This is a genomic window from Bradyrhizobium ingae, assembly GCF_055791185.1.
On the sequence record NZ_JBVUBB010000002.1, the window covers coordinates 330,880 to 345,737 of the forward strand.

Consider the following 14,858-nt stretch of genomic DNA (forward strand, 5'->3'; position numbering starts at 1 on the left):
CCGCCAATTTCGCGCCGGTCGCAAGCGCGGCCACGGCGCCCGACGGGATTTCAACGCGACGCAGGGCAAGATCGGGCGGAATAAATTGCGAGTGTGGAGATTTGCGAGCCCGGGAATGCGGCCTCGACCGTTCAACGGTCAGGGGGATGACGGCGCGATCCGCAAGTCCGTCGACGCCACCGCTTTGGGGAGGGCCCACGATGTCCGTCGTCTGTATCCTGACAGCAAGCAACAGCGCCTATCATTCGGTTCGCGGCATCCTGTTGATGGCAGCCGCCGAGCTCGATCGCCTCGGGCACGAGGTCAAGATCCTCGATCTGGAAGCGCCGGACCTGCCAGCGCGGTTCGATGCCCTGCTGCCACGCCGCGACGAAACAATCATGATCTGCATGTCCGGCATCGGCCTCGAGCTCTATACCAAGGACCAAAAGCTGTTCTGGGACATGTCCAAAATCCCGGTGTTCAACTGGAATTGCGACCATCCGTCCTATTTCATGCGCCGCCATCGGCTGGAGAGCCGCTACGTCGTCCAAGGCTATGTCTTTCCGGACCACGCCGTCTTCAGCCGCGATCACCTGCACACCAACGGCGCGGCGTTTGCGACCCATATCGGCATTCCCGACCCCGGCTTTTTCGGCGCCCTGCCCGCCGACAAGCGCAACGGCCGCATCGTTTTCGCCAAGTCGGACTGGAATCCCGCCAAGCTCGAGCGCTCCTGGCGCGAGACGTTGCCGCCGAAGCTGTTCGCCATCCTGTTCGAAGCAATCGCCGCCGCACGCGGCAAGAACTGCTCGGCATTTCCAGAGATCATCTGCAGCGTAGCTGCCGAACATCTCGTCTATCTGACGCCCGGCGGCGACATCTTCAACGCGCTTCTCACCCGGCTCGACAACTATACCCGAGCGGTGCGCACCCGCGAGGTTGGCGCCGTGCTTGCGAACTATCCGGTGGATTTCATCGGCGGCGGTTGGGACGACTTCGCGGCCTCGAGCCGCCGCGCCCGCTTCCTCGGCGCGATGCCATTCGACGCACTGCGCGAGACTCTGGGGACCTATCTCGGCGCGGCCTCCCTCAACCCCAATGTCGACCTGTCGGTGCACGACCGCGTGTTCTTCGCGCTCGGCGCCGGCACCGTGCCGATCTTCGACGCCAATTCCTTTTCGACACAGCATCTGCCGCGGCTCTCCCACTTCAGCTTTTGTCAGGATGCCGACAGCATCGCGGCCGCCGTTGAGGCCGTGCTCGACGATCCCGCGGCCGCCCAGGCGGCCACCGCGACGACAATGGCCGAGGCCTATCCGCGCTTCTCGATGCGCCGCTCGGTGCAGGAAATCTTCGAGATTACAACGCAGTTGGCGGGCGCTGCGGGTAGTGGCTTGAATCCCTCCCTGCCATCACCGGCAGGTGTGTGGACTCCTTCGAGCCCCTCGACGGTGGCCGCGTAAACCGCGGCAAGGTCACGCTTTCGAGCTCCTGGCGATCTTCCTTGCCATGCGCGAGGCTCCATCGAGAAAAGCAATGTCGTGCGCGACGCCGATTGACAACTTGTCGCGTGTTGGACGACATTGATCGGCGCTGGTGGGACCATTCAGGCATCGAAGCCTTGACGGGAGATCATTTCAATGACGAACGACACCCTCATATCGACAAGCCGCCGGCAAAGCCTGATCGCAATGCTCTCCATTCCGGTGATCGCGCTGGCGGCATCATCATTCACGATCAATACGGCGGCACACGCCGCCGATCTGCCACGCGTTCTCGTGCTCGCAACTGGGGGGACCATCGCGGGTCAAGCCGATCCACGGGCAGCCGGCGCCTACAAATCCGGCCAGATCACCGGTGAGCAGCTGGTCGCCTCCGTCCCGGGTCTGGACAAGCTCGCGAGCGTGAACGCAGAGCAGATTTCGTCGATCGGGTCGCAGGACATGAACGACAAGGTCTGGTTTGCGTTAGCCCGCCGCATCCAGGAGGCTTTCGACAAGAACGAAGCCGACGCGGTCGTCATTACCCACGGCACGGATACGTTGGAGGAAACTGCGTTTTTCCTCGATAACGTGGTCAAGGGCGACAAGCCGGTCGTCATCGTGGGCTCGATGCGTCCGGCTACGGCGGTCAGCGCGGATGGCCCCGGCAATCTCTATGAAGCCTTCCAGGTCGCCGGCGACCCGCGCTCGCGCGGGCGGGGCGTCATGGCCGTGTTGAACGACAAGATCCAGAGTGCCCGCTCGGTGACCAAGACCAACACCACGAGTGTCGAGACATTCATGTCGCCCAACGACGGGCCGATCGGCTATGTCGACACCGCCGGCGGCGTTCGTTTCCTGGCGCAGGCAGGTGCGAAGCGCGCGACCTATGCGCTCCCGGCAAGCGATCCGTTGCCCCGCGTCGAGATCGTCTACTCCCACGCCAATATGGACGCCATTCCGATCGAGGATGCGATTTCGCACGGTGCCAAGGGCATCGTGCTCGCAGGCGTCGGCGACGGCAACACGTCGAAGTCAGCGCTTGACGCGCTCGAGGCGGCCGCAAAGAAGGGCATCATCATCGTCCGCGCCACGCGCGTCCGCTCCGGCTTCGTCACGCGCAACGTCGAAGTCGACGACGACAAGAACGGCTTTGTCGTCTCCGAGGATCTGAACCCGCAAAAGGCGCGCGTTCTCACCCAGCTTCTGATCGCGAGCGGTGTCACTGCTCCGGCCGAGCTTCAGAAGGCCTTCACCACCACCTGGTAGCTAGTTCAACACCTCGACCGTCGCCGAGCGGCCGGCGACCAGCGCGACGTTGTCGGGGATCTGGTCCAGCGCGATCCGCACCGGAACGCGCTGCGCCAGACGCACCCAGCTGAAGGTCGGGTTGACGTTGGCGAGCAAATTCGCGCCCGCCGCGCGGTCGCGATCCTCGATGCCGGCCGCGATACTTTCGACATGGCCGGTGAGCCTGCCAGGCTCACCCATCAGGCGGACCTGAACCTTGTCGCCAATGCGGATGCGCGCAAGCTTGGTTTCCTCGAAATAGCCTTCGACATGCAGCGTGTCGGTGTCGACGAGCGCCATCACGCCCTTTCCGGCCGTCACATACGCGCCGGGCCGTAAGTCCATGTTGGTGATGATGCCGTTCACCGAGGCGCGCACATCGCTGCGATCGAGATTGAGCTGGGCCACCGCCCGGTCGGCGACCACCTGATCGTAGGCCGCTTTGGCCTGCAGCTGCGTGGCGAGCACCTGCTCCTGCTTTTGCTGCGAGACCGCGTCGGTGGTGAGCGCGCTATAGCGCTTCAGGTCGGCATTGGCCTGGTCGAGCGTCGCGCGGTGGCCGGCCAGCGCGGCGTCCGCCTGCTGCAGCGCCAACGCAAAACGCTCCCGATCGATGCGGAACAGGACGTCGCCGCGATGGACCTTCTGGTTGTCCTTGACCAGAACCTCCGTGACGAAGCCTGACACGTCGGGCGCAACCTGGACCACGTCGGCGCGGACGCGCCCGTCGCGCGTCCACGGCGATTCCATGTAGTAGGCCCAGAGCCCACGGCCGACGGCGAGCGCCGCGACGACGACCAGCACGGTCAGAGCCACGCGACCGAGCCACCCAAAACTCCCTTTCATGGCAGAAACTCCGAAAGATAGACGACGCCGCCGAGAATGCAGACGAACAGCGCGAAATTGAACAGCGCGCGATGCCAGACCAGCCGGTAGAGGCCGAAGCGCTGCATCAACCTGCGCAAGACGGCACTGATCGCAAAGGCCACGATCAGCCACAGCAGCAGCGCCGGGACGAGCACGCCGTAAATGTCGATCTCATACCTCATGCCGCAAAGCTCTCCCCTCGCTGCGGGCGATAGGCCGGTGCTTGCGGATACAGCCCGCGCCGGATGCCGACGAGCCCGAGCAGCGCATCCTCCCGCGCCTGCGGATTGGGATCCTCGACCGCTGCGGCGAGCGCAGCATCGATGCGCGCGAGCAGCTCGGCCGGCATGCCGCCGCCGGTATAGCGGCGGAATGCGGCGGCGAGCTGATCCAGCATGTCGTCGAGCACGAATAGCGTGGGTGCAGCGAGGCCGTAGCGAGCCCGCCGCAGGTGTATGATGTTGAGCCCGATGCGGAGCTGCGCCAGGCTCTCGGTGTCGCGACGATCCGCCTCCGAGACGAAGGCGATACGTTGCACGAGCAATCCCATGCGGTGCAGCATCAGACCTGCAAATTCCGCGCGGTCGTGCTTGCCGCGGCGCTCGGCGGCGACCGCCAGCGTCTTCCAGCTCGACAGCACCAGGCGCTTGGCGACCCACTCTGCCCCCACACCGCGCGCGATCCGCGTCACGAGCTCGGCAACGATGACACCGACGAAGAAGGCGAGCGCAGAATTGGCATAAGCACCGAAATCCGCGCTGTAGGTCGATTGCAGCGCGAGCAGCGTCGCCGTGTTGGCGGCGAGCGCCATGCCGGTGCCCGTCGTCGCAGGCCGCGCAATCAGGAAGCCGTAGAGCAGGAACGTCGGCGCCAGCGCGACGATCAGGACCTCGATATGGGATATCGCGGGCACCAGCGCGAACAAATAGATTGCGACCACGACGATCGCAACCAGCGACCACAGGCCAAAACTGCGGATGAAGCGCGCGGGATCGTCCTGGGCGGCGAAGAAGCAACAGGCGACCGCCGCCATCATCGGTGCCGAAGCGCCGTCCGGCCAGCCCGTCCCGATCCAGAAGGCGCAGCAGATCAGGATGGCGATGACGGCGCCGGCCGCCGACCACAGCGCGAGACCGCGGTCGCGATGACGCACGGCCGCAGCACCAGCCTCGGGATGGAAGACGAGATCGACCGTCGAAATCCTGCGGCCGGCGGCAATCGCCTCGCTGAGCGCGCGGCAATCAGAGGAGAGATCGACGAGCTCGCGCAATCGCGACAAGAGGCTGGTCGTGATGATCCGCTCCCATGAGGCGTTGCCATCGAGCGCCGCCTGCCGCGCCTCGATCTTGGCGCGGATCGGCCCGGCCGGCCGCCGCGCGTCCTCCGCGACCCATGTGCCGAGATCCCCAAGCAGGCGCTTCAGCTCGGGCTGTGTTTGGAGACCGGGTTCGCCAAGCGCAGCCAGCCGATCCTCGATCGAGGCGATCGCCGGCAAGAGCATCAACATCCGTAAGCGAATTTCGCGAAGGCCGATGACGGCCTCGGCGTCCGCCAGGCGGTCGTAACCGAGATGGATCGCAAGTGTATCGATTTCGACGATGTCGGTCGCAAGGCGCAGGCGCAGCGCGCGGCGTGCCTCGTCGGTGCCGCGACCGAGCAATGTGTCGTGGCTGAGCCGGCGCGCGTCCCTGAGCCAGTTGTCGACACGGGCCGCGACGGCCGGGGCGACGCTGCGAGGAAACACGATGGTCGAGACCAGGCTCGCGCAGATGATGCCGAGCGAGATCTCCTCCACCCGCGCAAGCGCTGTGTCAAAGATGTTTCCGGGATCGGAGACGGAGGGAAAGCCGATCAGCGCAACCGTGTAGCCGGCCAGCATGAAGAGATAGCTGCGCGGCGTGCCATCAAGCAGCGAGACGTAAAGGCAAAGACCGACCCAAAGCGCGATTGCGAGGCAGAGCAGCTCCGGCGCGTCGACGAGATTGGGCACCATGGCCACCGTCGCCGTGGCGCCGACGAGCGACCCGATGACGCGGAAGAACGCTTTCGAGCTGGTGGCGCCGGCGAGCGGCTGCGACGTGATGTAGACGGTCGCCATCGCCCAATAAGGCCGCGGCAGATCCATCCATAGCGCGATGACGAGCGCCAGCATCGACGCGGCAAACGTCTTCAAGGCAAAGATGAGGTCCGCGTGGCGGACCAGGAACGGCTCATCAGCGCACATGACTATTTCGCCTCTGAACCAGTCTTCGCGTCATGCAGGCGGCCGGCGCGCTGCTCGATGCGCTGGAGCGTCGCGAAGGTTATCGCAAGTTCCTCGGCTCCGATATCCTTGAGCAGGCTCGCCCGCACCCGGCGCAGCACACGGTTGATCTCCTCGACCTTGGCATCAGCCGTTGCCGTGAGATGTAACGTTTTGGCACGCCGGTCGCTCGGATCCTCGCGGCGTTCTACGAACCCCTCTGCCTCCAGAAGATCGATCAGCCGAACCAGCGAGGGTCCCTCGATCCCCAGTTCGTCGGCGAGCACGCCCTGCCGCACGGAAGTTCCCTGCCGCGACAGCACCAGGAGCGGAATCGCGGTCGCATAGGACAGCCCATGATCGGACAGCGCCTGGTCCGACTCGCGACGCCAAATGCGGCCAAGGCGCGCAATCAGCCGGCCGATCTCGGCGTGGATATGGGACTGCGAGGGAGCCATGCAAATTAGATAGGACGCAAACTATTAGGAGGCAACTATATAACCGGGATATCGCGATCGATCACGGGAAAGCGAACGAGAACGACCACATCATGAACGCGGGTTCCACGACGGAGGCAGGCCAGGCGCTGCACGGCGACAGCAACCTGTCGCTCGTGCCGACCTTCGTCGTGGTGGCCGTGGATGCCACGGGATTGGGAATTATCCTGCCCCTGCTCCCGTTCTACTCGCAGCGGCTCGGCGCAACACCGTTCGTGCTGGGCATGCTGATCTCGGCCTACGCGGTCTGCCAGCTCGTAGCCGGACCAGTGGTGGGCATGCTCTCGGACCGCTATGGCCGCCGCAAGGTCCTGCTGGTCAGCCAGATCGGCACGTTCGTCGGCTTTGCATTGCTCGCGCTCGCAACAAACCTGACCGTCGTCTTTCTCGCCAGGATCATCGACGGCCTGACCTCCGGCAATATCTCGGTGGCGCATGCCTATGCAGCCGAGCACAGCGCGCCATCGACCCGCAAGCAGGCACTCGGGATGACCAGCGGCGCGATTGGAACGGGACTGTTACTGGGACCGGCGCTCTCCGGCTTTCTCGTCCATTACGGTGACACGGCGCCAGTGTGGGCCGCCGCGGCTCTCTCGCTCATCAGCATCTTGGCGACCGTTGCCCTGCTACCGCCCGATCATCCCGCCTCGGAGCCGCTCTATCATCACCGTGTCCCTCAAACTGAGGTGACGCGTGCGATCGTCGGCATGCGTCATGCGTGGCGGGTGCTCAGCCTTCTGATCGTGTTCTTCTTCGTCAATTCAATGTTCCTGTCGCAGATCGGCCTGTTTCTGTCGGCGCGGTTCTCTTGGGACGGGCATCCCTTCGGCGCGCGCGAGCTCGGCTGGGTGTTCGCCTATGCCGGCTTCATCAACATGATCGTTCAAGGCCTGCTGATTACCCGCGTGAACCGCTTTGCATCCGATCGCGGCATCGTGCTGCTGGCGTTTACGTGCATGGCGCTCGGATTTTCCGGCCTCGCGATCGGAAACAGCAACAGTCTGTTCGTCATTTTCCTGACGCTGATCATCGTCGGCACCATGTTCACCCGCAGCACGTTGACGGCGGAATTGTCACGTAGCGCGGCGATCAACCGCCAGGGCATGATCATGGGCCTCAACCAGTCGCTGATGTCGGGCGCGAACATCACCGCGCCGCTGCTGAGCGGCGCGCTGATCGGTCATCGGCTCTTCGTCGTCTGGGCGCTTGCGATGGCAGCCATCGCGGCAACTGGAGCCGCGCTGGCCAACCGATTGCTCACTTCGCCTCGAGCACGCTAGGCCCCTGCCTCAGTTGGCTTCGTAAACGTCCGGATCGAAGCTTGAGCTCGGCTTCCGGAAGGCGTTGCGGAGCGCCGGCGACATCGGGACGTTGAAATTGATTCCGTTCGGCGGCACCGGCGATTGCAGCCACTTCTTGTAGAGCACCTCGATCTCCGGGCTCTGGTAGAGCTCGGCGGTCGCGCGGTCGGCGAGCGCCTTGAACGGCGCGTCGTCCTTGCGCAGCATGATCCCGTAGGGCTCCGCCTTGGAGAAGGCCTCGTCGCTGATCATGTAGACCGCAGGCTCCTTCGAGCGCGCAATTGCGATTGCAAGCTGCACGTCGTCGAGCGCATAGGCCTGGGCGCGATCGGTCTCCAGCATCAGAAAACCCTCGGCCTGGTCCTTGGCCGGGAGAATATTGATCCCGAGATTGCGCTGGGTGTTGATCTTGGCGAGCTGATTCAAATTCACCGATCCCGCCACCGCCGTGACCGATTTTCCCTTGAGGTCGTCGATCGTGTTGAGCTTCTGCGCCTTCTTCGCCGCAAACCGCGTCGCGCTCAGGAAGTGGGTATTGGTGAAGGCCACCTGCTTCTGGCGATCGGCGTTATTGGTGGTCGCCGAGCAGTGCAGATCGAGCGTGCCGTTGACCATCAGCGGGATACGGTTTGACGACGTCACGGGAATGAATTCGACAGCGATATCCGGCAGAGCGAGCTGCTTCTTCACGGCATCGACGATTCTGAGGCAGATATCGAGCGCGAAGCCGACGGGCTTCTGGTCTCCGTCCAGATAGCTGAAGGGAACGGACGCCTCCTGGTAGCCGAGCGTGATCTTCTTCGTATCCTTGACCTTCTCGAGGGTGCCTCCGAGGTCCTCGGCTGCAACCGGGGCCGTCACGAGGGCAAAAACGAAAAGCACGGCTCCAAAGCGCATCAATCTCTCCTGATATCACACCGACTGCAGGCATCATGCCCAAGTCACGACGAGACGCTGAGCCTACACGCAATCCGGCACGGATCATAACCCGCGTTCGCCTTTGCTGAGTACGACAGCCTCCTTCTATCAGCAATCTCGCATTTCTATGTCGCCATGGCATGTGGCCGCATGTCTACGATTCGAGCACGGAGCTGAACCAGTCCGCCACCAGCGCATTTCGCTCGTCCGGGTGGTTATAGATCGTATGCTCCCCATCAGGCCAGGTCTTCAGCAGCGATCTGGGATCGCTGTTGCCTTCGAGAAAGGCACTTTGCGATCCCGGCTTGACCAGCGCATCGGCCCCGCCCTCGAGCACGAGTGTCGCGCAGGTCAGAGGGGCACGACGGCCGTCGAAAGCCAACGGGGAGACTCGCTCTGCGAGCAGACTTGGATCCTGGCAGCCGAACATCGCGGCGAGTTGCTCTCGTGCTGTACGGAACGGCGGCACCTCCGTGCGCGGCGGAGCCCCATTGATGCAGCAAGCGGTCACGCGGGAGTCGCGGATAGCGGTAAGTGCCGCGAGCAGCCCGCCGTAGCTGTTGCCCCACAACCCGATCCGTTGCTCGGCCGAGTGCATCAGGGCAAGATCGACGAAGCGGCTCAAGCCCGCGGCGATGTCGGCGTCGGCATGAATACCGCCTTCGAGCCTGCTCTCGCCTTGCCCGGGACCATCGACCAGGAAACACGCGATCCCTCGCGCGCAGAGCGCTTCCGCCATCGAGCGATAAGCCGTCGACCAGCCGCTCATGCCACCGAACACGATCACGCTTGCACGGGTCTGCCCCGCAACCGGTTGAAAGCGCCATCCGAACAGCATGCCATTCCGGTATGGCACTTCCACCTTCGTCGCCGGATATCGCGACAGCGCTACAAAGCGCGCGAAGCACCGAGTCATCTTGCGATAGAGGTCCCGCTTTCGGTCGCCGTCCGCATTGAACGCCATTTGCGCAAAGATCAAACTCACGGCAGCCGCATGCCAGCCTTCGCGAGCGAACGCTGGGTCATCAGCCGCCTCGGCAAGGCGTTGCTCCTCGTGTGCCATCTCCTCGAGCACGAGATCCCACGGCCTCCCCTCGCGCACCCGCTGATGTGTGCGCTGGGCCCGCTCGCGAGTCATGCCATAGTCGATCATGCGCGTGATCGACATCGCCCTGCACAAAGCTTCGATTTCCTTGGTCTGTTCCTCGGACAACGCCATGTTCATGCTGCCAACGCGGTCGCGCGCCACGATAATTTGTGCCTGAGATCGTCCACGAGACCGGCCACATCCTTCAACCCGGCAGCAAATCCGAACAGATTCGTGTCCGGGCGAACCAGCATGCCCGCCGCGTCCTTGCCGGCCAGATACGAAGAGTAAATTGCGTCGGCATCGATGATGCGTTCAACGCCCGCGCCCGCATCGTCGGCGAGCGTGAATGCGCGGCAGCCGAGGTCTTGCAGGAATGCCATCCTCGACGGGCCAAGGACAGTTGCAGGATTGCGTTCGGCAACCAGCCCGAAGCTGTAACCGACATGGTCGTCGAGCCTTGCGATGCGATCGCCGATCTTGACCCGCCCCTGCGGCGGTATCGAGCCCACGGCCTTTCCCCAGGCGGGACGGCGGTCATCCTGAATGATGCCGGCGGCGAAGGACGGAAATGGCGGGGGCGGCGGGACCAGGTTGAACCGGAAAGCCAGGTCACGGAAAAACGCGACCGTGCGGCTGTGCGTATTGGCGACCCTCCCCAACATCACCGCCGTGCGCATGATGTGGGCAACATGCGGACGGCGCTCGGCCTCGTAGCTCTCAAGGATTTCCGGTGACGCGACGTTCCGGAGCACGAGATCTAGCTTCCAGGCAAAATTCGCGGCGTCCCTGATACCGGAGCAAGCGCCCTGCCCGAGATAAGGCGGCATGGTATGCGCGGCGTCACCTCCCAGGAACACCGGCCCGCTGCGCCAGCTCCGTGCCATACGGCATTCGAAAGTGTAGACGATCTGCCTGATGATCCGAAGATCGTCCGGGCCGACATCGTGATATTGCTTCAGGATTCGCCACGCACTCTCCGGCCGCTCCATCTCGGCCGTGTCCTCATCCGGCAGCAACGCAAATTCGAACCGCTGACGATTTGTGCCGATCGGCAGGAACATGTGGCCACGTGCCGGGTCGCAATATTGCTTGGTCTCCTCGAAACTAGCAGGAAGCGGCCGCTTGCGCTCCCCGTCGATATTGAGCCAGCGCTCGTTGAAGCCGGAGTCGTCGCGCTCGATCCCGAGCGCGGACCTCACGAAGCTCTTGGCGCCATCGGCCGCAAAGACGTAGCGCGCGTGCGCGGTTTCCGTGACCTCGCCAGCCCTCAGCGCGAGCTCGACCTTTCCGTGGAAGATATTCAAACCGGTGAGCTCCGTCCCCTGGCGCACGGTGACGTTCGGCAAGCTGCGCACCTTGCGATCAATCGCCGCCTCGACGTCGGGCTGATGAATCGAGATATGCGCCGGAAATCCCATGGGCGGGCTGGGAATGTCGGCGACATCGACCAGTCGCCTTCCCTTCGCATTGTAGAAAATGTAGGATTTGATCGGCGATGAATCCCTGAGCGCCTCCTCGATGTCGCATGCGAAGCTGAGCAGCCTCGCAGTTTCTCCGTCGATGTGCGTCAGTCGCGGAAGGCCGTAGAGGGACGGCCACCGCTCGACGACGAGGACACGGTGCCCGAGCTGCCCCAATAGCGACGCCGCCGTTAGGCCCGTTGGCCCATAGCCGACGACCGCCACATCGAAATCGGTCTGCTCCATGAACGTCGATCTCCCTGATTTCTTGCGAGCTTGTGGCAATCATAGACATTGGTAAAATCTATTGTTTTTATGAATCACATCCATATCGTGGATACGACATGCGCTTCAAAGGTCTCGACCTGAACCTCCTCGTCGCACTCGACGCGCTGATGACCGAGCGAGGCCTCACCGCCGCAGCGCGCAGCATCCATTTGAGCCAACCGGCCATGAGCGCGGCGATCGCACGATTGCGTGCCTATTTCGGCGACGACCTCTTCACGATGCGCGGGCGCGAGTTGGTTCCCACGCCGCTCGCCGAAGCGCTGGCCGCGCCGACACGCGAAGCGCTGTTGCATATCCAGCTTTCGATTGCGTCCCGCGACACCTTCGACCCGGCCAAATCAGACCGCCGCTTCCGGGTCGTGCTGTCGGATTTCATGGCACTGGTGTTCTTCCGGACGGTCATCGCGCGTGTCGCACGCGAGGCTCCCGGCATCACGTTCGAGCTGCTTCAATTCGACGACCAGCCGGACGAGCCGCTTCGGCGCGGCGAGGTGGATTTCCTGATCTTTCCGGAAATATACATGTCGAGCGCACACCCCAAGACAAAGCTGTTCGACGAAACGCTGGTGTGCGTGGGTTGTGACACGAACAGGCATCTTTCGCGCAAGCTCACCTTCGAGCGGTACATGTCGATGGGCCACGTCGCAGCGCAGTTCGGACGCACGCGCAAGCCGTCGATCGAGGAATGGCTCCTGCTCGAACATGGTCATAAGCGTCGTGTCGAGGTCGCGGTGCCGAGCTTCAGCATGATCCCACCGCTGCTGCTGGGCACCGAGCGGATCGCGACAATGCATTCGCGGCTGGCACGACATTTTGCGAAAACGATGCGGCTTCGGATCGTCGATCTTCCACTGCCGCTTCCGGCCTTCACCGAGGCCGTCCAATGGCCGGCTCTTCACAATAACGATCAGGCGAGCATCTGGATGCGGGCAATCATCTCGCAGGAGGCGTCGCAGATGACGACCCCACGCAAAACGAAACGGGGTCGCTCCCCGTCTTGAACCTCTCGCCTACCCCTTCGCCTCAATCCAGATCCCCGCCTGCGAGTGCTCGCGAATGTGGTTGACCAGGAAGTCCGAAAACACCCTGATCTTGGCGGGTAGCCGGACGCGGTTCTGGTAGGCGATGTTCATCGTGAGCAGGGGTAGCTCCCAGTCCATCAACAGCGGCACGAGCTGGCCGGAGGCAATATCGCCCTGCACGATATAGAGCGGCTGGATGAGGATGCCGAGGCCCGCGAGCGCGGCGCCGCGGATCACCTGGCCGTCATTGCTGTCGAGCGTCGGCGCGATGCGGACGGTCTGGGCCGCATTGCCCTTGCTGAGCCGCAGCGAATACGGATCGTTGGCGAGGTTGTAGATCAGCATGTCGTGGCGGGCGAGATCTGCAGGGTGCTCCGGCCGTCCCTGCCTTGCGAGATAGGAGGGGGCTGCCGCCAGCACCCGCCGCATCTGGCCGATGCGGCGGACGACGATGTTGGAGTCGGGCTCGTGCTCCCTGGTGCGGATCGCGACGTCGATGCCCGCCTCGATGAAATCGGGATAGCGGTTGGCGGTGATGATCTGCACGCTGAGCTTTGGATAGAGTGCGCGGAACGCCGGCAGCATCGGCGCCAGATAGATCATCGCAAACGACAGCGAGCTCGTGACCCGCAGCATGCCTTTCGGCGACAGCGCGCGGTCCGAGACGGCGTCTTCAGCCTCGGCGAGCTCGTTCAAGAGCGTGCTGCAACGCTGCAAGAGTTCCTGCCCTGCTTCCGTCAGCCATTGCCGGCGCGTGTTGCGCTCGATCAGCCTCACCGCGAGCCGCTCCTCCAGGGCGCTGAGATGGCGGCTCGCCGCCGCGTTCGACATCCGCAATGTTTCGGCTGCCTTGGAAAGGCTGCCGAGCTCAGCCGTTTTGGAGAAGACCTCAAGCTGGAGAAGGCGGTCCATTTTTGCACAAATCGGAAAAGAGACTTACGATTTTTGCCCTTTATTTCCGATTTCTGCAAGGCAAAATGCGCTCCAACAAGCAAGATCAGCGGCGAGGAAATCAGGAAAATGTCGGGCCCAATCAGGCACATCGTGATGTGGCGGCTGCGCGGGGAGACGCCCGCGGAGCGCTCGGCGGCCCGGCTCAAGGTCAAAACCCTGTTCGAGGGCCTGAGAGGCCGGATCGACGGCCTCATCCATATCGAGGTCGGCCTCGATGTCAGTGATGTCGACTACGCCTGCGACGTCGTGTTGTTCTCCGAATTTGCCGATCAGGCCGCGCTTCAGGCCTATGCAATCCATCCGGAGCACCTGCGCGTACGTGAGGAGCTCGGCGACTTGCGGATCGGCCGCTTCCAGGTCGATTATCCCATCAAAGAGACCGGCGCATGATCGGTTCGTTCACCTTTGAAAATCTCCCCTGCCGCGTCGTGTTCGGCAGCGGAACGCTTGCCGCGGCCAAGGCCGAGGTCGAGCGGCTCGGCGGCAAACGCGCGCTGGTGCTGACGACGCCGCAGCAGGAGGCGCAAGGCAAAAACCTCGGCGCTGCGCTCGGCCCGCTCTATGCCGGCCTGTTTGCCGGCGCCACCATGCATACGCCGGTCGAGGTCACCGCGCAGGCGCTTTCGGCGATGAAGGCCTGCGAGGCCGACTGCGTCGTTTCGCTTGGCGGCGGCTCGACTACGGGCCTTGGCAAGGCGCTGGCATTGCGCACCGGCGTGAACCAGCTCTGCATCCCCACAACCTATGCCGGTTCGGAGATGACGCCGATCGTCGGCCAGACCGAGAATGGCCTCAAGACAACGGTCCGCGACGCGGCCGTGCTGCCGGAGACCGTGATCTACGATGTCGACCTCACCTTGACGCTGCCGGTCTCCTTGGCAGCGACCTCCGGCATCAATGCGATCGCTCATGCGGTCGAAGCACTTTACGCGCGCGACAGCAATCCAGTGACCTCGCTGATGGCGGAAGAAGGCATCCGCGCGCTAGCGCGTGCCCTCCCCGCCATTGCCGCGAAGAGCGATGACCGCGAGGCCCGCACCGAGGCGCTCTATGGCGCCTGGCTCTGCGGCGTCTGCCTTGGCACCGTCGGAATGGCCTTGCATCACAAGCTCTGCCACACGCTCGGCGGCACGTTCGATCTGCCGCACGCCGAGACCCACACCGTCGTGCTGCCGCATGCGCTGGCCTACAACGCGCCCGCCGTGCCCGATGCGATGATGCGCATTTCACGCGCGATCGGCGCGGCCGATGCATCGCGAGGACTTTACGACCTCGCCAAACGGCTGAATGCAAGGCTGGCGCTACGCGACATCGGCATGCCCGAGGGCGGCATCGACAAGGCGGCGGACCTTGCAGTCACCAACGCCTATTGGAATCCGCGCGCCCTGGAGCGGAATGCCATTCGCGACCTGATCGCGCGTGCCTGGGCGGGCGAGCCGCCGGCCGCAACCAAAGCAGCGGCCTGA

The 14,858-nt window shown here is 63.7% G+C and carries 14 protein-coding genes; 6 read left to right on the top strand and 8 right to left on the bottom strand.

Annotated features, from left to right (window positions below):
• The first annotated feature begins 200 nt into the window (after window positions 1–200).
• Window positions 201–1,445, top strand: a complete 1,245-nt coding sequence (locus ACV1FX_RS04130) for a glycosyltransferase family protein (protein ID WP_473116270.1) — start codon at window positions 201–203, stop codon at window positions 1,443–1,445.
• A gap of 177 nt (window positions 1,446–1,622) precedes the next feature.
• Complete coding sequence (locus tag ACV1FX_RS04135) at window positions 1,623–2,732, top strand: asparaginase (RefSeq protein ID WP_473116271.1); 1,110 nt, start codon at window positions 1,623–1,625, stop codon at window positions 2,730–2,732.
• On the opposite strand, the gene ACV1FX_RS04140 is transcribed toward ACV1FX_RS04135, so the two are convergent.
• The 4 genes from ACV1FX_RS04140 to ACV1FX_RS04155 are packed head-to-tail and all read right to left on the bottom strand — an operon-like array spanning window position 2,733 to window position 6,320.
• Window positions 2,733–3,599 carry an efflux RND transporter periplasmic adaptor subunit gene (locus ACV1FX_RS04140; protein WP_473116272.1) on the bottom strand — a complete coding sequence of 289 codons (867 nt, stop codon included), beginning with the start codon at window positions 3,597–3,599 and terminating at the stop codon, window positions 2,733–2,735. It abuts the gene before it with no gap.
• Entirely contained in the window at window positions 3,596–3,802 is a 207-nt protein-coding gene (locus ACV1FX_RS04145; protein ID WP_473116273.1) for a DUF1656 domain-containing protein, read from the bottom strand. Before ACV1FX_RS04145 ends, ACV1FX_RS04140 begins: the two co-directional genes overlap by 4 nt.
• The gene (locus ACV1FX_RS04150) at window positions 3,799–5,844 is read right to left on the bottom strand and encodes an FUSC family protein (RefSeq protein ID WP_473116274.1); all 2,046 of its coding nucleotides are present in this window, start codon (window positions 5,842–5,844) and stop codon (window positions 3,799–3,801) included. The genes ACV1FX_RS04145 and ACV1FX_RS04150 overlap by 4 nt, the downstream gene beginning before the upstream one ends.
• A 2-nt stretch (window positions 5,845–5,846) precedes the next feature.
• Window positions 5,847–6,320, bottom strand: a complete 474-nt coding sequence (locus tag ACV1FX_RS04155; protein WP_473116275.1) for a MarR family winged helix-turn-helix transcriptional regulator — start codon at window positions 6,318–6,320, stop codon at window positions 5,847–5,849.
• A 92-nt stretch (window positions 6,321–6,412) separates the two neighbouring features.
• Between ACV1FX_RS04155 and ACV1FX_RS04160 the strand changes: the two genes are divergently transcribed.
• Window positions 6,413–7,639, top strand: coding sequence for an MFS transporter (locus ACV1FX_RS04160; RefSeq protein ID WP_473116276.1), 1,227 nt, complete (start codon window positions 6,413–6,415; stop codon window positions 7,637–7,639).
• Between the two features lie 9 nt (window positions 7,640–7,648).
• On the opposite strand, the gene ACV1FX_RS04165 is transcribed toward ACV1FX_RS04160, so the two are convergent.
• The 3 genes from ACV1FX_RS04165 to mhpA all read right to left on the bottom strand — a co-directional run bounded on the left by ACV1FX_RS04165 (window position 7,649) and on the right by mhpA (window position 11,374).
• The gene (locus tag ACV1FX_RS04165; RefSeq protein WP_473116277.1) at window positions 7,649–8,557 is read right to left on the bottom strand and encodes an amino acid ABC transporter substrate-binding protein; all 909 of its coding nucleotides are present in this window, start codon (window positions 8,555–8,557) and stop codon (window positions 7,649–7,651) included.
• Window positions 8,558–8,732: 175 nt separating this feature from the next.
• Window positions 8,733–9,827 carry an alpha/beta hydrolase family protein gene (locus ACV1FX_RS04170; RefSeq protein WP_473116278.1) on the bottom strand — a complete coding sequence of 365 codons (1,095 nt, stop codon included), beginning with the start codon at window positions 9,825–9,827 and terminating at the stop codon, window positions 8,733–8,735.
• Entirely contained in the window at window positions 9,800–11,374 is a 1,575-nt protein-coding gene (gene mhpA / locus ACV1FX_RS04175; RefSeq protein ID WP_473116279.1) for a bifunctional 3-(3-hydroxy-phenyl)propionate/3-hydroxycinnamic acid hydroxylase MhpA, read from the bottom strand. Before mhpA ends, ACV1FX_RS04170 begins: the two co-directional genes overlap by 28 nt.
• Window positions 11,375–11,472: 98 nt before the next feature.
• On the opposite strand from mhpA, the gene ACV1FX_RS04180 reads away from it, so the two are divergent.
• Window positions 11,473–12,417 (top strand): LysR family transcriptional regulator, encoded by a 945-nt coding sequence (locus tag ACV1FX_RS04180; RefSeq protein WP_473116280.1) that lies wholly within the window; start codon window positions 11,473–11,475, stop codon window positions 12,415–12,417.
• Between the two features lie 9 nt (window positions 12,418–12,426).
• Here ACV1FX_RS04180 and ACV1FX_RS04185 read toward each other — a convergent pair whose 3' ends face one another.
• Window positions 12,427–13,350, bottom strand: coding sequence for a LysR family transcriptional regulator (locus tag ACV1FX_RS04185; RefSeq protein ID WP_473116281.1), 924 nt, complete (start codon window positions 13,348–13,350; stop codon window positions 12,427–12,429).
• Between the two features lie 108 nt (window positions 13,351–13,458).
• On the opposite strand from ACV1FX_RS04185, the gene ACV1FX_RS04190 reads away from it, so the two are divergent.
• Window positions 13,459–13,782, top strand: coding sequence for a Dabb family protein (locus ACV1FX_RS04190; RefSeq protein WP_473116282.1), 324 nt, complete (start codon window positions 13,459–13,461; stop codon window positions 13,780–13,782).
• Window positions 13,779–14,858, top strand: a complete 1,080-nt coding sequence (locus tag ACV1FX_RS04195) for a maleylacetate reductase (RefSeq protein ID WP_473116283.1) — start codon at window positions 13,779–13,781, stop codon at window positions 14,856–14,858. The genes ACV1FX_RS04190 and ACV1FX_RS04195 overlap by 4 nt, the downstream gene beginning before the upstream one ends.

Excerpts from the sequence above, each read along its gene's own strand:
- ACV1FX_RS04185 (WP_473116281.1), bottom strand. The coding sequence starts at position 13,350 with ATGGACCGCCTTCTCCAGCTTGAGGTCTTCTCCAAAACGGCTGAGCTC.
- ACV1FX_RS04165 (WP_473116277.1), bottom strand. The coding sequence starts at position 8,557 with ATGCGCTTTGGAGCCGTGCTTTTCGTTTTTGCCCTCGTGACGGCCCCG.
- ACV1FX_RS04150 (WP_473116274.1), bottom strand. The coding sequence starts at position 5,844 with ATGTGCGCTGATGAGCCGTTCCTGGTCCGCCACGCGGACCTCATCTTT.
- ACV1FX_RS04140 (WP_473116272.1), bottom strand. The coding sequence starts at position 3,599 with ATGAAAGGGAGTTTTGGGTGGCTCGGTCGCGTGGCTCTGACCGTGCTG.
- ACV1FX_RS04195 (WP_473116283.1), top strand. The coding sequence starts at position 13,779 with ATGATCGGTTCGTTCACCTTTGAAAATCTCCCCTGCCGCGTCGTGTTC.
- ACV1FX_RS04190 (WP_473116282.1), top strand. The coding sequence starts at position 13,459 with ATGTCGGGCCCAATCAGGCACATCGTGATGTGGCGGCTGCGCGGGGAG.
- ACV1FX_RS04160 (WP_473116276.1), top strand. The coding sequence starts at position 6,413 with ATGAACGCGGGTTCCACGACGGAGGCAGGCCAGGCGCTGCACGGCGAC.
- ACV1FX_RS04135 (WP_473116271.1), top strand. The coding sequence starts at position 1,623 with ATGACGAACGACACCCTCATATCGACAAGCCGCCGGCAAAGCCTGATC.
- ACV1FX_RS04145 (WP_473116273.1), bottom strand. The coding sequence starts at position 3,802 with ATGAGGTATGAGATCGACATTTACGGCGTGCTCGTCCCGGCGCTGCTG.
- mhpA (WP_473116279.1), bottom strand. The coding sequence starts at position 11,374 with ATGGAGCAGACCGATTTCGATGTGGCGGTCGTCGGCTATGGGCCAACG.
- ACV1FX_RS04155 (WP_473116275.1), bottom strand. The coding sequence starts at position 6,320 with ATGGCTCCCTCGCAGTCCCATATCCACGCCGAGATCGGCCGGCTGATT.
- ACV1FX_RS04130 (WP_473116270.1), top strand. The coding sequence starts at position 201 with ATGTCCGTCGTCTGTATCCTGACAGCAAGCAACAGCGCCTATCATTCG.
- ACV1FX_RS04180 (WP_473116280.1), top strand. The coding sequence starts at position 11,473 with ATGCGCTTCAAAGGTCTCGACCTGAACCTCCTCGTCGCACTCGACGCG.